This window comes from Deinococcus indicus (assembly GCF_002198095.1).
Classification (GTDB): domain Bacteria; phylum Deinococcota; class Deinococci; order Deinococcales; family Deinococcaceae; genus Deinococcus; species Deinococcus caeni.
Genome location: NZ_NHMK01000035.1, coordinates 1 through 15,658 on the forward strand (window position 1 = coordinate 1; position 15,658 = coordinate 15,658).

15 protein-coding genes and 1 pseudogene are annotated in these 15,658 nt (G+C 73.2%); 7 read left to right on the forward strand and 9 right to left on the reverse strand.

Annotation, left to right across the window (positions count from 1 at the left end; genetic code table 11):
* Both CBQ26_RS19525 and CBQ26_RS19530 read left to right on the forward strand, forming a co-directional pair.
* Window positions 1–687: pseudogene (locus CBQ26_RS19525) on the forward strand (hypothetical protein); the annotation flags it as partial.
* 19 nt (window positions 688–706) lie between these two features.
* Complete coding sequence (locus tag CBQ26_RS19530; protein WP_088250277.1) at window positions 707–976, forward strand: PqqD family protein; 270 nt, start codon at window positions 707–709, stop codon at window positions 974–976.
* Between the two features lie 60 nt (window positions 977–1,036).
* On the opposite strand, the gene tnpC is transcribed toward CBQ26_RS19530, so the two are convergent.
* The 8 genes from tnpC to mbhE form a co-directional block, all read right to left on the reverse strand.
* Complete coding sequence (gene tnpC / locus CBQ26_RS19535; RefSeq protein ID WP_425319431.1) at window positions 1,037–2,431, reverse strand: IS66 family transposase; 1,395 nt, start codon at window positions 2,429–2,431, stop codon at window positions 1,037–1,039.
* A gap of 92 nt (window positions 2,432–2,523) precedes the next feature.
* Window positions 2,524–2,898 (reverse strand): monovalent cation/H(+) antiporter subunit G, encoded by a 375-nt coding sequence (mnhG, locus tag CBQ26_RS19545; RefSeq protein ID WP_088250280.1) that lies wholly within the window; start codon window positions 2,896–2,898, stop codon window positions 2,524–2,526.
* Window positions 2,895–3,155, reverse strand: coding sequence for a monovalent cation/H+ antiporter complex subunit F (locus tag CBQ26_RS19550; RefSeq protein WP_088250281.1), 261 nt, complete (start codon window positions 3,153–3,155; stop codon window positions 2,895–2,897). Before CBQ26_RS19550 ends, mnhG begins: the two co-directional genes overlap by 4 nt.
* Window positions 3,152–3,649, reverse strand: coding sequence for a Na+/H+ antiporter subunit E (locus CBQ26_RS19555; protein ID WP_088250282.1), 498 nt, complete (start codon window positions 3,647–3,649; stop codon window positions 3,152–3,154). Before CBQ26_RS19555 ends, CBQ26_RS19550 begins: the two co-directional genes overlap by 4 nt.
* On the reverse strand, window positions 3,646–5,223 hold the full coding sequence (locus CBQ26_RS19560) for a complex I subunit 5 family protein (RefSeq protein ID WP_244898091.1): 1,578 nt from the start codon (window positions 5,221–5,223) through the stop codon (window positions 3,646–3,648). The genes CBQ26_RS19555 and CBQ26_RS19560 overlap by 4 nt, the downstream gene beginning before the upstream one ends.
* Entirely contained in the window at window positions 5,220–5,660 is a 441-nt protein-coding gene (locus CBQ26_RS19565) for a Na+/H+ antiporter subunit C (protein WP_088250283.1), read from the reverse strand. The genes CBQ26_RS19560 and CBQ26_RS19565 overlap by 4 nt, the downstream gene beginning before the upstream one ends.
* A 79-nt stretch (window positions 5,661–5,739) precedes the next feature.
* Window positions 5,740–6,255 (reverse strand): MnhB domain-containing protein, encoded by a 516-nt coding sequence (locus CBQ26_RS19570; protein WP_244898092.1) that lies wholly within the window; start codon window positions 6,253–6,255, stop codon window positions 5,740–5,742.
* The gene (gene mbhE, locus CBQ26_RS19575) at window positions 6,252–8,561 is read right to left on the reverse strand and encodes a hydrogen gas-evolving membrane-bound hydrogenase subunit E (protein ID WP_342351789.1); all 2,310 of its coding nucleotides are present in this window, start codon (window positions 8,559–8,561) and stop codon (window positions 6,252–6,254) included. Before mbhE ends, CBQ26_RS19570 begins: the two co-directional genes overlap by 4 nt.
* 319 nt (window positions 8,562–8,880) lie before the next feature.
* On the opposite strand from mbhE, the gene CBQ26_RS19580 reads away from it, so the two are divergent.
* The 5 genes from CBQ26_RS19580 (at window position 8,881) to CBQ26_RS19600 (ending at window position 12,424) form a co-directional block, all read left to right on the forward strand.
* Entirely contained in the window at window positions 8,881–9,378 is a 498-nt protein-coding gene (locus CBQ26_RS19580) for a hypothetical protein (protein ID WP_244898093.1), read from the forward strand.
* Window positions 9,379–9,586: 208 nt separating this feature from the next.
* Window positions 9,587–10,042, forward strand: a complete 456-nt coding sequence (locus CBQ26_RS19585) for a DUF1775 domain-containing protein (protein ID WP_088250285.1) — start codon at window positions 9,587–9,589, stop codon at window positions 10,040–10,042.
* A 19-nt stretch (window positions 10,043–10,061) separates the two neighbouring features.
* Entirely contained in the window at window positions 10,062–10,460 is a 399-nt protein-coding gene (locus tag CBQ26_RS19590; RefSeq protein WP_088250286.1) for a copper resistance CopC family protein, read from the forward strand.
* Window positions 10,461–10,473: 13 nt separating this feature from the next.
* Window positions 10,474–11,286, forward strand: a complete 813-nt coding sequence (locus tag CBQ26_RS19595) for a CopD family protein (protein ID WP_088250287.1) — start codon at window positions 10,474–10,476, stop codon at window positions 11,284–11,286.
* A 52-nt stretch (window positions 11,287–11,338) separates the two neighbouring features.
* The gene (locus tag CBQ26_RS19600; protein WP_244898094.1) at window positions 11,339–12,424 is read left to right on the forward strand and encodes a YibE/F family protein; all 1,086 of its coding nucleotides are present in this window, start codon (window positions 11,339–11,341) and stop codon (window positions 12,422–12,424) included.
* Between the two features lie 182 nt (window positions 12,425–12,606).
* Here CBQ26_RS19600 and CBQ26_RS19605 read toward each other — a convergent pair whose 3' ends face one another.
* Window positions 12,607–15,651, reverse strand: a complete 3,045-nt coding sequence (locus CBQ26_RS19605) for a hypothetical protein (RefSeq protein WP_143342214.1) — start codon at window positions 15,649–15,651, stop codon at window positions 12,607–12,609.
* Between the last annotated feature and the right edge of the window lie 7 nt (window positions 15,652–15,658).

Sequence of the window (15,658 nt, forward strand, 5' to 3'; positions counted from 1 at the left end):
CACGGGGGCATGCGGTACGTAACGCGGACCTTCGAGGTGCGGAACGTGAGTGGCCGGACCCTGCCGAACGTGACCCTGCGGGCAATCGCACGTCCGGGGAACCTGGGCGGGACGGCGGTGGTCGAGGTGCGGGGCGCGCCGACGGTCAGTGAGCCGCAGGGGCCGCTGATCACCGATTCAGCGTTCGCGCAGGCGTTCCGTCCAGTGCACCGGACGGTGCTAGGGGCCAGCAGTCCGGAGATCGACGCGGGGGGCGCGTCGTTCCAGGCGTACCGCGCGGCGGAAAATCAGGCGTTACAGGCGCGTGCGGGACTGGGCGCGGACGTGACGGTGCTGGAGTACGGGTTCACAGTGGGAGGTTCGGGCACGCGGACCCTGGCGCCGGGTGACGTGACGCGCATCAACGTGGCGTACCGCTTTCCGCGGCGGTTCGGGACGCAACAGAGGCCGTTCGCGATGACCCTGAGCTTCGTGGCAGTCACAGAGGATGGCGTGCGCGTATCGCAGGCGGTGGGAGAAAGCCGCGCGCAACTGCTGGGCCGGGCGCAGGCCCTGCTGGGCACGGCGCAGGTGGTGCAGGTCAACGCCACAGACGGCACGGACCCGCTGGAGAGCGACGTGACGGGGCTGCTGCCGATGATCACGCCGGACGTGCGGGTGGGAACACAGACAGGGCTGCGGCCCTGAAAGGAATGGGAGGAGCTTGATGAATCAGAAGTACGAGGTGAACCCGGACGTGCTGGTCACGGACCTAGATGATGAGCTGGCGCTGCTGGATCCGCGCACTTCGAAGATGTACACGCTCAATGCGGTGGGGCGGGTGGCGTGGCAGGTACTGGCGGGAGTTGGGGCGACTGCAGCAGAACTTCTGGACGTGATCGTGCAGGCGTTCGAGGTGGAAGAGGAGCAGGCCCGTGAAGATCTGCGGTCACTTCTGTCTGACCTTGAACGGCAAGGGCTTATCAGGCCTGCCTGAAAGCAGCTTCCGTTCATACCTCATACGGACTCCGCTTGGTAACTGCTCAGCAGGGCCAGTTCAGAGGTTGAAATTGGGCATGAGCACGTCACCAGTAAACACGCTGACCAGACCCTCCCAGACGCTGAGACCCTGCTTCTGCAGCGTGGAGATATAGCTCCTGATCCGAGCGAAATTCTGCCCGCCCTCCGCGGACCGGAATCCCCCAGACACCTTGCGTTTCACGCACCAGGACCGCACGTCCCGTTCCGCCTGATTGTTGTCGAACGGCACCCGGCGATCATGCAGGAACAGCAGCACCGCTGCGCGGTGCTGCTGGCACCGTAACGCCAGATTCCGCCCGTGTGACTGCTTCGCCCTGCCCCGCCGTCCCGGAACGGGCGGCGCGGCCGGATTGGCCAGCAAGCCCTCCTCGAGCAGCTCATCAAATCGACGTTCAAACGCTGTGCGGGCCTCTGGGCTTAGCGTCCCAGCTTTGAGCTCGTGATACACCGTCCTCAGCGCTTCCCGAAGTGCTCCAGCCCAGACCTGCCCATGGTGTTCGGCCAATCCCCGCAGTTCCCGCAGGAGATGAGCACCGCACAGCGCATGCTGTGCCGGAAGTTTGAAGTACGAGCTCCAGGCATCGTGGACCAAGATGCCCGTATAGTTCGGCAGGATCTTCATGTCCTCCAGGGCTGCGCGGCCACGCCGGGCATGCTGGCCGTAGAACGTGAGCTGCGCGCAGCTCACGACATGCATCCATTGCAGCTTTCCGTTCACTGGGCTGCCGGTCTCATCTGCATGCAGCACCGGTTGCTCCGTCAGTGCCGTTCGGAGGTGCGACTCAAAGTCCTGCAGCCGATCGGCCGCGAGGTTGAGGTTGAGGGCGATGGTGCCATCACTGGGTCGCGCCCCGCAGAGAGCACGCAGAATCTCACTGGTGCGTTCGAGGGGCACGAAGTGCGCCACGTTCAGATACACCGTCAAGGCGTGGACCCGTGGGCCGTACTGCACCTGACCCGTGACGTGCGTCGGGAAGGGTGCTCGTTGCCGGTGATGACAGCCAGGACAGATTTTGACGTCGGCGCGGTATTCGGTGATCTGAAGCTGCCACGCTGGGAGGTCATGGACCTGTCGAGTAACCTGAGTGTCGACTGGAATGTCATCCCAGACCTGTCCGCAGGTGCAGTGTCCCGTGACAGAGAGGTGGACCGTGTGGTCGGGATGCGCTGACATCTTGAGGGTGTTGCCGGGATGATCTGGTTGAGCGCCAGAAGACCGGCCGGTCTTCTGGCGCTCACTCTTGGGCTGCCAGGGTTTGTCCTGACTGGGTGGTTGATTGGACGTGTGGCTGTTCTTGGCCTGTCGTCCTTCGAGCTCTTGAAGGCGTTTCAGGAGGACCGCAACCTGCGCTTCGAGCTCACGGATGCGTGCCTCGAGACGTTCACAGTTTGGGCAGGGGGGCTCGCTGATCGCTCTACCTTACCCAATCGACTCCGGGAAATCACCCTGCTGAGCAGTTACTCCGCTTGAATGGCTTGCAAGCCATCCAAGCAGAGTCCGGGTCAGTCAGCCGGGTCCTCGCGGGGGGGTTCGTCGCCGGGCTGCGGGTGGCGGCCCAGCTGGTTCCATTCGTCCGGGCCGCTCAGGCGGGGTGGCAGGGCGCGCAGGTACGCGGCCTGCGCGATCAGGTACGCGCTCAGGGGGGTGGTCAGGAACTGGAACAGCAGGATCGCGGCCAGTCGCGTGAAGGCGGCCGCCTCGGTCAGTTCGAGCGCCGCGCCCAGGAAGATCCCGGCCGAGCCGAGCGTGACCAGTTTGCTGCTGGCGTGCAGCCGCGAGTACAGGTCCGGGAAGCGCAGCACGCCGACGGCGGCCGTCAGCACGAAGAACGACCCGATCAGGATGGGAATGTCGCGCAGCGGACTGAAGTCGTTCACCGCATCACCCGGCCGGTCAGCAGGTAGCGGGTCAGGGCGACGGTGGTCAGGAAGCCCAGCAGGCTCAGGACCAGCGCGGCGTCCAGCAGGACCAGCAGGCGGGTCTTCACGGCGATCAGGACGATCAGGACGATCAGGTTCACGCTCAGGAAATCGAAGGCCATGATGCGGTCGCCCCAGCTGGGGCCGCGCAGGACGCGCGCCGCGACGAGCAGGGTGGAGAGCGTCACGATGACGAGGGCCAGGTTCAGGATCACGGGTGGACCTCCGGGGTGGCGCGGCGGGTCAGGACCGGCAGCAGGGCGTCCTCGACCCGGCGGATGGAGTCGCGCGCCTCGGCCGCGCCGGGCAGCCCGATGGCGTGCGCGTACAGCACGCGCCGCTCGTCGTCGAAGCCCATGGCGACCGTGCCGGGCATCAGGGTGATGGTGGCGGCCAGCAGCGTCTGCGCCGTCTCGCCCTCGAGGCGCATGGGGTACGCGACGATCATCGGGTTCAGCGGCGGGCGGGGGCGCAGGGCCAGCAGCGCCACCTGCACGTTCGCGAGCGACAGTTCCTTCAGGAAGAAGCCCGTGAAGCGCAGGGTGGCGACGCTGCGCCGCACGTACCCGGCGCTGCCGAGGGCGCGCGGGAACAGCGCCAGGATGCCGAAGCCCACCAGGAACCCGACGAGCAGTTCGCGCACGGCGACCTGCCCGGCGAACAGCGCCCAGGTGACGGCCAGCAGCAGGTTCAGTGCCAGGCCCCTCATGGCTGCCCTCCGGCCGGTTGCTCTGCGTCCGACTGCCCTGCGTCCGACTGCTCGCCGGCGGGCGCGTCGGGAATGACGACCGGGCCTGTTCCCAGCACGCCGCGCACGTAACCGTCGCCGCGCAGGTCGCTGGCGGCCGCCCCGGTGAAGGACAGCAGGGAGCCGCCGCCCACGGCGAGCGCCGCGACGAGCGCGGACGCCGCGTAGGCCGGCAGGCGCGTGCCGCGCGGGGCGGGCGCGGGCCGGGTGCCGGTCGCCTCGCCCCAGAAGAAGCCGCGCCAGACGTTCAGCAGCGCCAGCAGCGTCACGAGGCTCGCCAGCAGCGCGCAGGTGACCGCCACCCACGCGAGCGGGGTACCGCTCTGCACGCCGGCCTGCACGAGCGCGAACTTCGCGATGAACCCGGCGGTGGGGGGCAGTCCGGCGGTCGTCAGGGCGCACAGCAGGAACGCCCCGGCCAGCCAGGGCCGCTCGTCCAGGAAGCCGCGCGCGCGGACGTTGCGGGTCCCGGCGGCCCGTTCGGCCACGGCGGCGATCAGGAACAGCGCGGCCGTGACGGCCACGCTGACCGCGAGGTACGACAGCGTGGCGCGCAGCGCCAGCGGCGTGCCCAGGCCCAGGCCGAACGCGACGTACCCGGCGGAACTGACCACCGCGAACGACAGCACGGAGCGCCACTCGCGCTGGCTGAGCATCCCGAGCGCGCCGTACAGCATGGTGACGCTGCCCAGGATCAGCAGCAGCGTCTGCGGCAGCGCCGGGTCCTCCGTGAACACGGTCGTGAACACCCGGATCAGGGCGTACGCGCCGACCTTGGTCAGGATCGCCGCGAAGAACGTGCCGGTCGCGGCGGGCAGCGCCGGGTACGTGCCGGGCAGCCAGAAGCCCAGCGGGAACAGCGCGCCCTTGGCGGCGAACACCAGCAGCAGCAGCACGCTGATGGCGTTGACCGTGGCGTTCGGGCCGAGTTCCGCGCTGCGCTGCGCGAGGTGCGCGAAGTTCAGTGTGCCCAGCGCGCCGTACGTCAGGCCGCAGGCCAGCACCAGCAGCGCGGACGCCGCGAGGTTCATCACGATGTACCGGAAGCCCTCGCGCAGCTGCTCGCGGGTGGAGCCCAGGACCGCCAGGGCGTAACTGGCGACCAGCATCACCTCGAAGGCCACGAACAGGTTGAACAGGTCGCCCGTCAGGAACGACATCTGCACGCCGGCGAACAGCACGGCCATCAGCGTGAACAGGTGGTGGCGTTCGCGCGCGGGGTCCGGGTTGACCAGCGCCGCCCAGGTCGCCAGCAGCGCCGACACGGACGCCAGGACGCTCATGAACGCGCCTAGACGGTCGGCGGTCATGACGATCCCGAACGGGGCGGGCCACGCGCCCAGCTCACTGACCAGCACCGCGCCGTTCCACACGGCCGACAGCAGCAGCGCCGAGCACAGCAGCGTCAGCAGCGCCGCCGCGAGCGCCAGTCCCGCGCGGGCGCGCCGGCCCATGGGGGCCAGCATCAGGATGCCCATCCCCAGCGGCACCAGGATGGGCGCCAGCGGCAGCCAGGAGGTCGTCACGCCGCTCACGCGGGCCTCCGGGGCGCGCGGCGGGTGGAGGTCGGGGCCTCGGTCGGCTCGTCCGGCCCGAGGTGACTGGCGTCCGCGTGCAGGCCGTCCGGGCTGTCCGGGTCGCGGGCCAGACTGTCGCCGAAGGCCTCGACGTCGTCGTGCCCGGCGACCTGGTAGGCGCGCAGCGCGACGGTCAGCAGCAGCGCGGTCGTGGCGAACCCGATCACGATGGCGGTCAGGACCAGCGCCTGCGGCAGCGGGTCCACGTACGGGCCCTTCAGGGTCAGCAGGGGCGGCGCGTCCGGCCGCAGTCCGGCGACCGTCAGGATGGCGAGGTTCACGCCGTACGCGATGAACGCCAGTCCCAGCACCACCCGGATGATCGTGCGCGACAGCAGCAGGAACACGCCGGTGCCGACCAGCACGCCGATCAGCAGCGCGAACAGCGGTTCCATGTCGGCCTCCGGGTGGGGGTGTGGTGCGGGCGGCCCTGCGCCGCGCCCGGCGGGCGGGTCGGGGTCCGGGAAAGGTGGGTCATCGGTCGTCCTCCACCCGCTCGCGCGGGTTCACGTCAATCAGTTCGTAGGCGATGTGCAGGGCCGAGCCGGCCACGATCAGGTACACGCCCACGTCGAACAGCAGCGCGGTCGCCCACTCGAACTCGCCGGTCAGGGGCGTGCTGACGTACCCGTAGTCGCTTTTCAGGTACGCGCGGCCCAGCAGGTACGGGACCAGTCCGGTCGTGAACGACAGCGCCAGTCCCCACGGCACCACGGTCAAAGGCGGGAAGTTCAGCGCGCAGCGTCCGTTCGCCACGCGGTGCAGGATCAGCGCGCAGGCGGTCATGAGGCCCGCGATGAACCCCCCGCCCGGCGCGTTGTGCCCGCGCCACAGCAGCAGCGCCGTGAGCAGCATCACCAGCGCGAACGCCGCGCGGCTCACGACCCGCAGGACCGGGTCGCCCACGTCGGTCAGGGCGTTCGGCCGGGCCGCGGGGCCAGGACGGGCGGCGGGCCGTTTCCCGGCGCGTCCCTTGCGGCCCCCGCTCACGGTTTCCTCCGGGGGGCCGGCGCGGCCAGCTGTTCGGCGTCCACTTCCGGCGGGGCCTGTCCGGGCCGCCCCAGGCGCACAAGCGCGCCCACGGCGAGCGCCACGACCGCCACGACCGTGATCTCACCCAGCGTGTCGAAACCGCGGAAATCCACCAGGATGACGTTCACGACGTTCTTCCCGCCGCCCTCCTTGTACGAGTTGAGCAGGTAGTACGGCGAGATCGGCGGCGCCAGGAAGCGCAGGCTGGCCATGACCAGCAGCGTGGCGCCCGCCGCCGCGGCCGCCGAGAGCAGCAGGTCCAGGCCCAGGCGGCCCCGGGTGCGCGGCAGGTCCCGCACGCCCGGCAGGAACCGGAACACCAGCAGGAACAGGATCACCGTGACCGTCTCGACCAGCAGCTGCGTGAGTGCGAGGTCCGGGGCGCGCATCAGCAGGAACGACACGGCGCTCCCGAACCCGGTCAGGCCGGTCAGGACGACCGCCGTCAGGCGGTTACGGGACAGCGCCACGCCCACCGCGCCCGCCACGAGCAGCGCCGCGACCGGCAGCGCCTCGAGGGGCACGGTCCCCAGCCGGGGCAGCACCTGCGGCGCCTGCCACACGGCGTACCCGCCGATCAGGGCGGACGCGCCCAGGCTCAGGCGCAGCTGGTCCGGCAGCGCCAGCCCCTGCGTGCGCGCGGTCACGCGGCTCGCCAGGGTGTTCAGCAGCGTCAGGATCAGCACGTACGACAGGTTGGCGTTCCAGCGCGGCGTCAGGCGTTCCTGCAGGCGCTGCGCGGCCGGAGCCTGCCACACCAGCGCCGCGCCCAGCGCCCAGGTGACCAGCGTGCCCAGCAGGGCGGGCGTCACGCCATGCCACCAGCGGATGTGCCCACCGTACGACGCGAAGGCCAGCGCCTCCTGCGCCGTGCGGGTCAGCGTCTCGGTCAGGGCCGGCCACAGGCCCATCAGCAGGGCCGCGCCGGCCAGCAGCGCCGCCGGGACCGTCAGGCCCGCGCCGGCCTCATGCGGCACCTTCGGGGCACTCAGCTCGCCGGTGAACACCCGCAGCAGCCGCGCGCTGTACGCGAAGGTCAGCGCGCCTCCCGCGACCGCCACCGCCAGGAACAGCGGTCCCTGGTGCCACATCGTCTCGTAGAACAGTTCCTTGCTCAGGAACCCGCCCAGCGGCGGCAGGCCCGCCATGCTCAGGGCCGCCAGCACGGCCACGACGAACGTGACCGGCAGCGCCCGGCGCAGACCCGACAGACGCCGCACGTCCCGCGTGCCGGTCTCGTGGTCGATGATGCCCACCACGAAGAACAGCGCCGCCTTGAACGCCGCGTGGTTCAGCAGGTGCGTCGTCGCCGCGAAGCGACCCTCGGCGTCCGCTACGCCGTACAGGCTGACCAGCAGACCCAGCTGCGAGACCGTCGAGTACGCCAGCAGTGCCTTGAGGTCGTTCTGCCGCAGCGCCAGCCACGCGCCCCACACCATGGTCGCCAGTCCCAGCGGCACCAGCAGCCCACTCCAGAGCGGACTGACCGAGAAGATCAGCCCGAACTTCGCGACCAGCAGCACGCCCGCCTTGACCATCGTCGCCGAGTGCAGGAACGCCGACACGGGCGTCGGGGCTTCCATGGCGGTCGGCAACCACAGGTGGAACGGCAGCTGCGCAGACTTCGTCGCGGCGGCCAGCACGGTCAGCAGCAGCGCCGGCACGAACAGCGGCGAGGCCCGCACCGCGTCCAGATCAAGCTGCGACAGCTGCGCGCTGCCGCCGGCCAGTCCCAGCATCGCCACGGCCGCCAGCAGCGCCACGCCGCCCAGCGCGCTGATCAGGAAGGCCTTGACCGCCCCGTCACGCGCCGAACTGCGGGTGTGCCACAGGCCGATCAGCAGGAAACTCGTGACGCTGGTCATTTCCCAGAACGCGAACAGCGCCGCGAGGTTGTCGCTCAGGACCAGGCCCAGCATCGACCCGCCGAACGCCAGCAGGTACGGGTAGAACCGCCCGAAGCGCTCGCGGTCCGACAGGTACGTCACCGAGTACAGGCTCGCCAGCGTGCCGATCACGCCGATCAGCACCGCGAACATCAGCGAGAAGCCGTCCCCGCGGAACACCAGGTTCAGGCCCAGGTCCGGCACCCAGCGGGTCGTCTCGCTCAGCGTTTCGCCGCCCGTGCGCGAGGCCAGCAGCAGCGCCGGCACGAACGCCAGTGCGGCCAGCACGCCGGTCGCGCGGCCCAGGCGTCCGGCGAGCGCCGCGCACAGGGCCGCCATCAGGAACGGCAGCGCCACGGCCGCCGTCATCAGTCCCATGTCACGTCCGCCGCGCCGCTTCCGGGCGGGAGGGTGGGTTGTGTGTTCATCTGTGCCTCCTCTCGACAGGTGCGCTGCCAGGCAGTCTCCACCCGGAACCGTCCCCCTTCGGCTCCACGCGTCGTCCTCGGACCGTGACGGTCCGACCGGTCTGTAGTCTACGGAGGAACGGCGCCCCGGTGCCCGTACCTGAAGTGCATCCGAAGGTCGGGGCGGGCGCCGGGCAGGACATTCCCACCCGCCCGGCGCGCTATGGTGACCCGCGATGCACGCCCGGCGCGCCCCCCTTCCCTTCACGGTCCGTGCCGTGGAGCGGTGCGTGCTGGTCCTGCTGACGCTCGTCGCGTCCCTGATGCACCTGACCCGCAGCCCCGGCGCGGGCGGCCTGGGCCTGACCCCTCCCGCCGTGACCCGCCCCGCCCTAGCTGCCTCCGGCCCGGCTGCGTCCGTCCGGGTTCTTCCGGCCGGTGAGCGCGCCGCCCCGGCCGACACCGCCGCCCACCCCGGCGCCGGACACCCGCCCCACGAGCACGCCAGCCCGGCGTCCGTCGCGGACGCACCGGCCGGGCACGCCCCGCACCGTCACGCGGGCCACGCGCGGACCGACGCCGCCCCGAACGCCCCGCCCGGACACGCGGAGCACGCCGGTCCCCACTGCCCCTTCTGCCTGACGGCCGGCTTCGCGCTGGCTGCCGCGCCCGCCACGACCCTCCCGACCGTGCCTGCCCCGGTCGTCCCTGCGGCCGTCCGCCCTGCCGGACCGGCCGTTTCTGCCGTCCGTCACGCGGACCCGCGTGCGCCCCCCACCCTGGGCTGAGCGCCGCCCGCGCTGCAACGACCACGTTGCGCCGACACACGTTGCGCTGCGCTCCCGGCCACGGCCGCCGCGGCCCCCGTGGCCCATCCCCCCTGCCCGGAGTGCCCGGCACTTCCGGCTCCCTACTGCCGGCCCCCTGCCCCCGTTCCGCAGGTGCCTGTCTGCCGGCTGCGGCCCGCAGGTCCTGCCCCCACCCGAGGAGTTCCCCATGAAAACCCTGATCCGTTCCATGCTGTCCCTGTCCGCCGCCGTCCTGATCTCCGTGGCGGGGGCGCACGCGACCGTCCGTACCGAGGGCGGCCTGTCCGAGAGCAAGGTGGGTGTCAGCGAGACGTACCGCCTGAACGTCCCCACCGAGAAGGAGATCACGACCACGCAGATCCGCCTCGTCGTGCCGGCCGGCGTGACCATCAGCCGCTTCCAGGTGACGCCCGGCTTCACCCGCACCGTCACGAAGAACGCCGACGGACTGGTGACCGAGGTCGTGTGGAAGGGCCGCGTGGCCCCCATGGAGTACGCGCGGTTCTTCTTCCAGGCGCGCAACCCTGCGCAGGCGGGCGAACTGATCTGGAAGATCTACCAGACGTACAGTGACGGCAGCGTCGTGGCGTGGGACGACGCGGACCCTGCCAAGGGCCCGGCCGGCAAGACCACCGTCAAGTAACCACCCAAGGAGAGTTCCCATGCACCGACTCACTGCCCTGCTCGCGGCGCTCAGCCTGTCCCTGGCCGGCGCGCACACCGCCGTCACGTCCGTCACGCCCGCCCTGAACGCCACCGTGAGCGCCCCGGCCTCCGTGACCCTGACCTTCAACGAGGCCGTCGAGACGCGCTTTTCCACCTTCCGGGTGATGGCCGTCCCCACCGGCCGGACTGCCCAGGCCGCCGCCACGCTGGCCCTGGCCGAGAAGCCCGGCAGCGCCCGCCTCGTCAACCGCGCCGCCACCCTTCCCGCCCTGGCGGCCCGCGTGACCCTGCCGCTGCGCGCCGACCTGAAACCCGGCGCGTACGTGATCGCCTGGAAGATCCTCTCCGAGGACGGGCACCCCGTCTCGGGCCACAGCAGCTTCCGGGTCCGGTGAAGGGCCGCCCCGCGTGACTGCCGCGCTGGCCGCCCTGGGCTTCGCGGGCGTGGCCCTGCTGCTGGGCGGGGCGCTGGCCCGCCGCTGGCTCACGCCGGGCCACCCCCCCACGCGCTTCCTGGGGGCGGGGCTGGCGCTGCTGCTGCTCGGCTGGCTCGGGCAGGCGGCCTTGACCCTGGGCGCGCTGGGGTTCACGGCCCCCACCGACCTGCTCGACTACCTGAGCGGCACCTCCACCGGCCGGGCCATGCTGGGCGGCCTGATCGGCGCGCTGCTGCTGCTCGCCGCCGAACTGGGCAGCCGCCCGCGCTGGCCGGTCCTGGCGGCCGCGCTGCTGCTCGCGTGGGGCGCGGCCGGCACCGGGCACGGCGCCGGGCACGGCCCCTGGGTGCGCGGCCTGCACGCCGCGCACCTGCTGGCCATGTCCGTGTGGGTCGGAGGCGTGCTGGCCATCGTGACCACCCGGCCGCTCACGGTGGCCCTGGCGCGGCGGTTCACGCCGGCCGCGCTGGGCAGCGTGGCCGTCCTGGCCGGCACCGGCCTGCTCATGGCGGGCGAGCACCTGCGCTCGCCCGCGCAGTGGACCGGCACGCTGTACGGGCAGACGCTGCTCGTCAAGGTGACCCTGGTCGCCCTGGCGCTCGGCGCGGCCATCCTGGTCCGCCGGGCGTTCGCGGCCCGCTCACCGCAGGCGCGGGTCGCCCTGGCGCGCGAGGCGCTGCTGCTCGTGACGGTGCTGGGCACCACCGCCGTCCTGAGCACCCTCCCGCCGCCCGCACCGGCCCCGTCGGCGGGACCGGCCCGCGCCGCGCCGCCGGGCCGGTGAGCCTGCTGGTGACTCCGCCGGTGACCCCGCCGGGGCTTGTTACCCTGGGCCGGTGCCTGCCCCGTCCAAAGCTCTGTTCACTGCCGCGCTGCGCCGACACCCCTGGTTGACTGCCCTGCTGGGCGCCGCGCTGGCCTGGGCCGCGCTGTGGACGCTGCGCGCGCCCCTGCCGCCCGCGCCGCCCACCCTGAGCGGCTACGGGGCCGGCACGTACGAGCAGGCGGCCGCGCCGGGCGAGGCCCGCATCCGGCTGGACGACGGTCAGGTGGTCACGGCCGTCACGTACGCCGAATCCCGGCCGCGCCCCGGCCAGCGGGTCGTGGTTCAGGAGATCGGCGGCCAGCACGTCCTGGAAGGCCCGCTGCGCTGGCCGCTGCTGCTGGTCCTGCTGGCCCTGCTGATCGCCGCGACCCTGAGCGTCACGGGCCTCCAGGGCTTCCGGGCGCTGCTGGGCAGCGGCCTGTGTCTCGCCGCGCTCTGGCTGGTGCTGCTGCCCCGCCTGACCGGCGGCGCCGGCACCCTGACGCTCCTGCCGTCCCTGGGGCTGGTCCTGGCGCTCAGCGTGTACTTCGTGCACGGCCTGAACCGCAAGAGCCACGCCGCGCTGGCCGCGCTGCTGCTGTGCGCGGCCGCCGGATTCGGCCTGCTGACCCTGCTGGTCGGCGCCGGCCACCTGACCGGCCTGTCCGACCGTGGCGCCACCGTCGCGCAGGCCTCCTACGGCGTGGACGCCGTCAGCCTGTACGTCGTGGGCGTCATGCTGACCGCGCTGGGCGCCATGAACGACGTGGCGATCACGCAGACCTCGGCCGTCGCGGCGCTCGCCCGCACCGGCCACGCCCGCAGCCGCCGCGACCTGTTCCGCCAGGGCATGCAGATCGGCGCGGACCACGCCTCCGGCATGGTGAACGTGCTGGTCCTGGTGTACGCTGCCGGCGCCCTGCCGCTCCTGCTGCTGCTGCGCGCCAACCGCACCACGCCGCTGTGGGTGCAGATGAGCGGCGAGGGCCTGTTCACCGAACTGACCGCCCTGCTGCTGGCCCTGCTGTGTATGGTGCTGGTCGTGCCGGTCAGCACCGCCCTCGCGGCCCGCTGGATGTTCCGGGAGTCGCCCCCCACGGCACCCGCCCCGGACTGATACGGACTGCCGTTTGTTTCGCCGACAATCCGGAACTTCACCGCCCTGCCGGCTCCACGTCCGGAACCCGCTCCTCTCCCACTCTGCGGAGCAGCTCTACGAGTCGCTTCGCTCGGACCCACCGGGCTTTGCAGCCCATTCAATCGGAGTCCGTATGAAGCGCAGCGGCAACCCGGCGCCGTTCAGGAGGGCGCCAGCTGAGCCTGCCGGATCAGGCCGTCCAGGCCCAGCGCCTGCGCCTCGCGGTGGGCGCGCCGACGTTCGCGCCGGGCGGCGTCCGCCTGACCCTGCAGGTCCAGGAGGGCGGCGAGACTGCCCGCGCGCAGCACCCGCAGGCGCGGGCTGCCCTCGCCGCTCAGGCCCGCCGCTTCCTGCGCGGCGACCTCAGGCAGTCCGGCGCGCCACAGGATCCGGACCTCGTGGTCGCGGGGGTGGTGCAGCAGGCCACTGCCGCGCAGGGCCGGCGTGACCCTCAGCCGCTCGTCCCGCGCCGCGAGCACGTCGCGCAGCGCCTCGCCCCCGGCCGGGTCGCCCTGCCCCAGCGCCTCGCGGGCGCGGGCGCGCAGGGTCCAGACGGTCGCGCGGGTCAGGTGTCCGGCGTCGCCGCCGAGGTCGGCGGGAATGGCGGCCCAGGCGTCGTCGAGGGTGCGCAGGGCGGCGCGCGGCTCGCCCAGGTGCAGCCACGCGGCGGCCAGGGTGCGGTGCGCGGCGTACCCGTGCAGGCCGCCCAGCCGCGCCGCGACCGGGACGGCGGCGCGGGCGGCGTCCAGGGCGCCCGGCGCGTCACCCTGGTCGAGCAGCGCGAGGCTGAGGGTCCGCTGCGCGACGCCCAGGCCGTTCAGGAACTCGGTGTGCCCGAGTTCGTCCGTGAGGGCGCGCAGTTCGTCCGTCACGGCGCGGGCGTACCCCTGCGCGGTGGCGGCCAGCGCGCCCATCGTGCGGGCGTACGCCACCGGCAGTTTCAGCGCGGACCGGCCCGCGCCGCGCCGCACCACCTGCGCGGTGGTGGCCCGGCAGTCCTGCCAGCGGCCCAGCTGCTGCTGCGCCACGAACAGCACCTCCAGGGCGGCGGCGGCCAGGTCCTCGTCCCCGCAGGTGTCGGCGGCCCGCAGGGCGGTGCGGGCGCGGCGCACGACCTGCGGGTAGGCGCCGGCGCTCATGGCCAGCCACGCCTGCCGCTCGGCGATCAGGCCCTGCGCCCAGGGGTGCCGGCGGGCGCGGCGGCGCGCGAGGTCCAGCAGCTGCGCGGCGAGGTCCTCGCGCCCGGCGAGGCGCTGCTCGTCCGCCACGAGGCAGTCCGCGCTGGCCCGCAGCGCCGCGTCGCTGCGCGTCAGCGCCAGCTGCGAGAGCGCCGCGACGAGCTGCGCGCTGCGCGGATGCTGGAACAGCCCGGCGTGCAGCAGCTGACCGGCGCGGCGCAGCGTTCGGGTGAGCGCCGCGGTGTCCAGCTGCGGCAGCGCGCCCTGGTCGAGCAAGTCGAGCAGCCGGGTCAGGCCGCCCGCCACGAACCCGGCGGCGTACAGCTCGTCGAGCAGGTCGAGCTGCGCGAGCGCCGCGGCGCGCCGTTCCCCGGCCGCGTGGGCCGCCTGCGCCCGCTCGGCGGCCGGGACGGGTTCGCCGGTCGCGGCGCGGGCCTGCAACGCCGACCACCACGCGGCGCCCAGCCCGGCGCGGACCGCCCTGCCCAGCGTGCTGCGCGCCGCCTGCCGGATCAGGTCGTGCCGGAACGCCCCCTCGTTCACCCAGCGGGCCTGTTGCAGCGCCTCCAAGTGCCGGGCCAGCGGCAGGACCCCCACCCCCAGAACCTGCGCGCACACGGGCAGGGGCGGCAGGGCGCCGCAGACCTCGATCAGGTGCAGCAGGGCCAGCCGGTCGGGCGGCAGGGCGCGCAACTGCCGTTCCAGCAGCGTCAGGAGCGTGCCGCGCGGCGCGTCCCCCCCGTGCCGCGCCCGCGCGAGTTCGCTGAGGTGCAGCGGCCAGCCGCCGGTCACGCTCAGGACTTCCGGCAGGGTCGGGTCCAGCGGGGAGACGCCCAGCAGCGCCGCCGCGTCCGGCGCGGCCAGCGGCCCCAGCGTCCAGACGGACGCGTCAGGCAGGTCCGCGAGCAGCGCCGCCACGTCCGGGTCGGGCGTGTCGAACCGTCCCGCGAGAATCAGGGTGCCGGTCCCGGCCGCGGCGCGCGCGGCGGCGTGACGCGCCCATTCCAGCGCGACCGGATCGAGCCAGTCCGCGCCGTCAAGCGTCAGCGTCTCCCCGGCGAGCCGCGCGGCCTCGTCCAGCGCCGGGAACAGCTGCCATTTCTGCAGCGGGTCGCCCGGCACGTCCAGCGCCGGCAGCAGGTTCACGAGCTGCCGGGCCGCCCAGCGCGGCAGGTTCCGCAGGGCGCCGGCGGCGTGCCAGTGACCCAGCGCGCGGCCCAGCGTGGCGTACGGGCGGGCCGGGTCGCCCGGCTGCGCCGACAGCCGCGCCGCGTCCGGCCGGGTCCGCAGCAGCGCACTCTTGCCGGACCCGGCCGGGCCGCGCAGGACCCACACGCCGCCGCGCGCCCCGGCCAGCCACGCCTGCTCCCGCGCGCGTCCCGCCAGCGGAGCTGCCGTCGCGGCGGGCAGGTCGGGTGCCGGGAGGGTCCGGTCGCGCCAGGCGCGGACCTGCGCCGCCTGCGCGTTCAGGCCGCGCCGCTCGTGCGCCTCGATCAGGGCCGCGAAGGCGCCGGCGTGCAGGTCGTCCGTGGCGAGCAGCGCCGCGGCGTGCGCCGCGACCTGCGGCCAGTCGCTGTCGGCGCGGGCGGCGTGCAGGGCCGCCCTGAGGTGCGCGGCGCGCCGGGCGGTGTGGAACGCGCCGCGCTCCTGCGCCCAGTCGGCGAAACCCGGCGCGCCGGGCAGTTCGAAACCGTCGAGCCAGGGGGCGCCGCCGCCTTCCCGTTCCCCCAGCGTGTCCACCAGCCCGGCGAAGGCCCAGCTCAGCAGGGCGCCGTCGGCGGTGACGGCGGGCAGGCCGGCGGCGCGCAGCACCCGGTTGGTCTGCGCCAGGCAGTTGCGCAGCGCCCCGCGCGGGTCCTGCGCGTCCGTCCAGAGTTGCCGGGCCAGCGCCTCGCGCGGCTGCGGGCCGTCCAGGGCCAGACGCAGCAGCAGCGCCAGGCCCTTGCGGGACGCGAAGCGCAGGTCCTGGCCGCCGACCAGCACGCCTGGCCAGCCGTACACCCGCACCCACGCGCTCTCATGAGACACGCCGCTC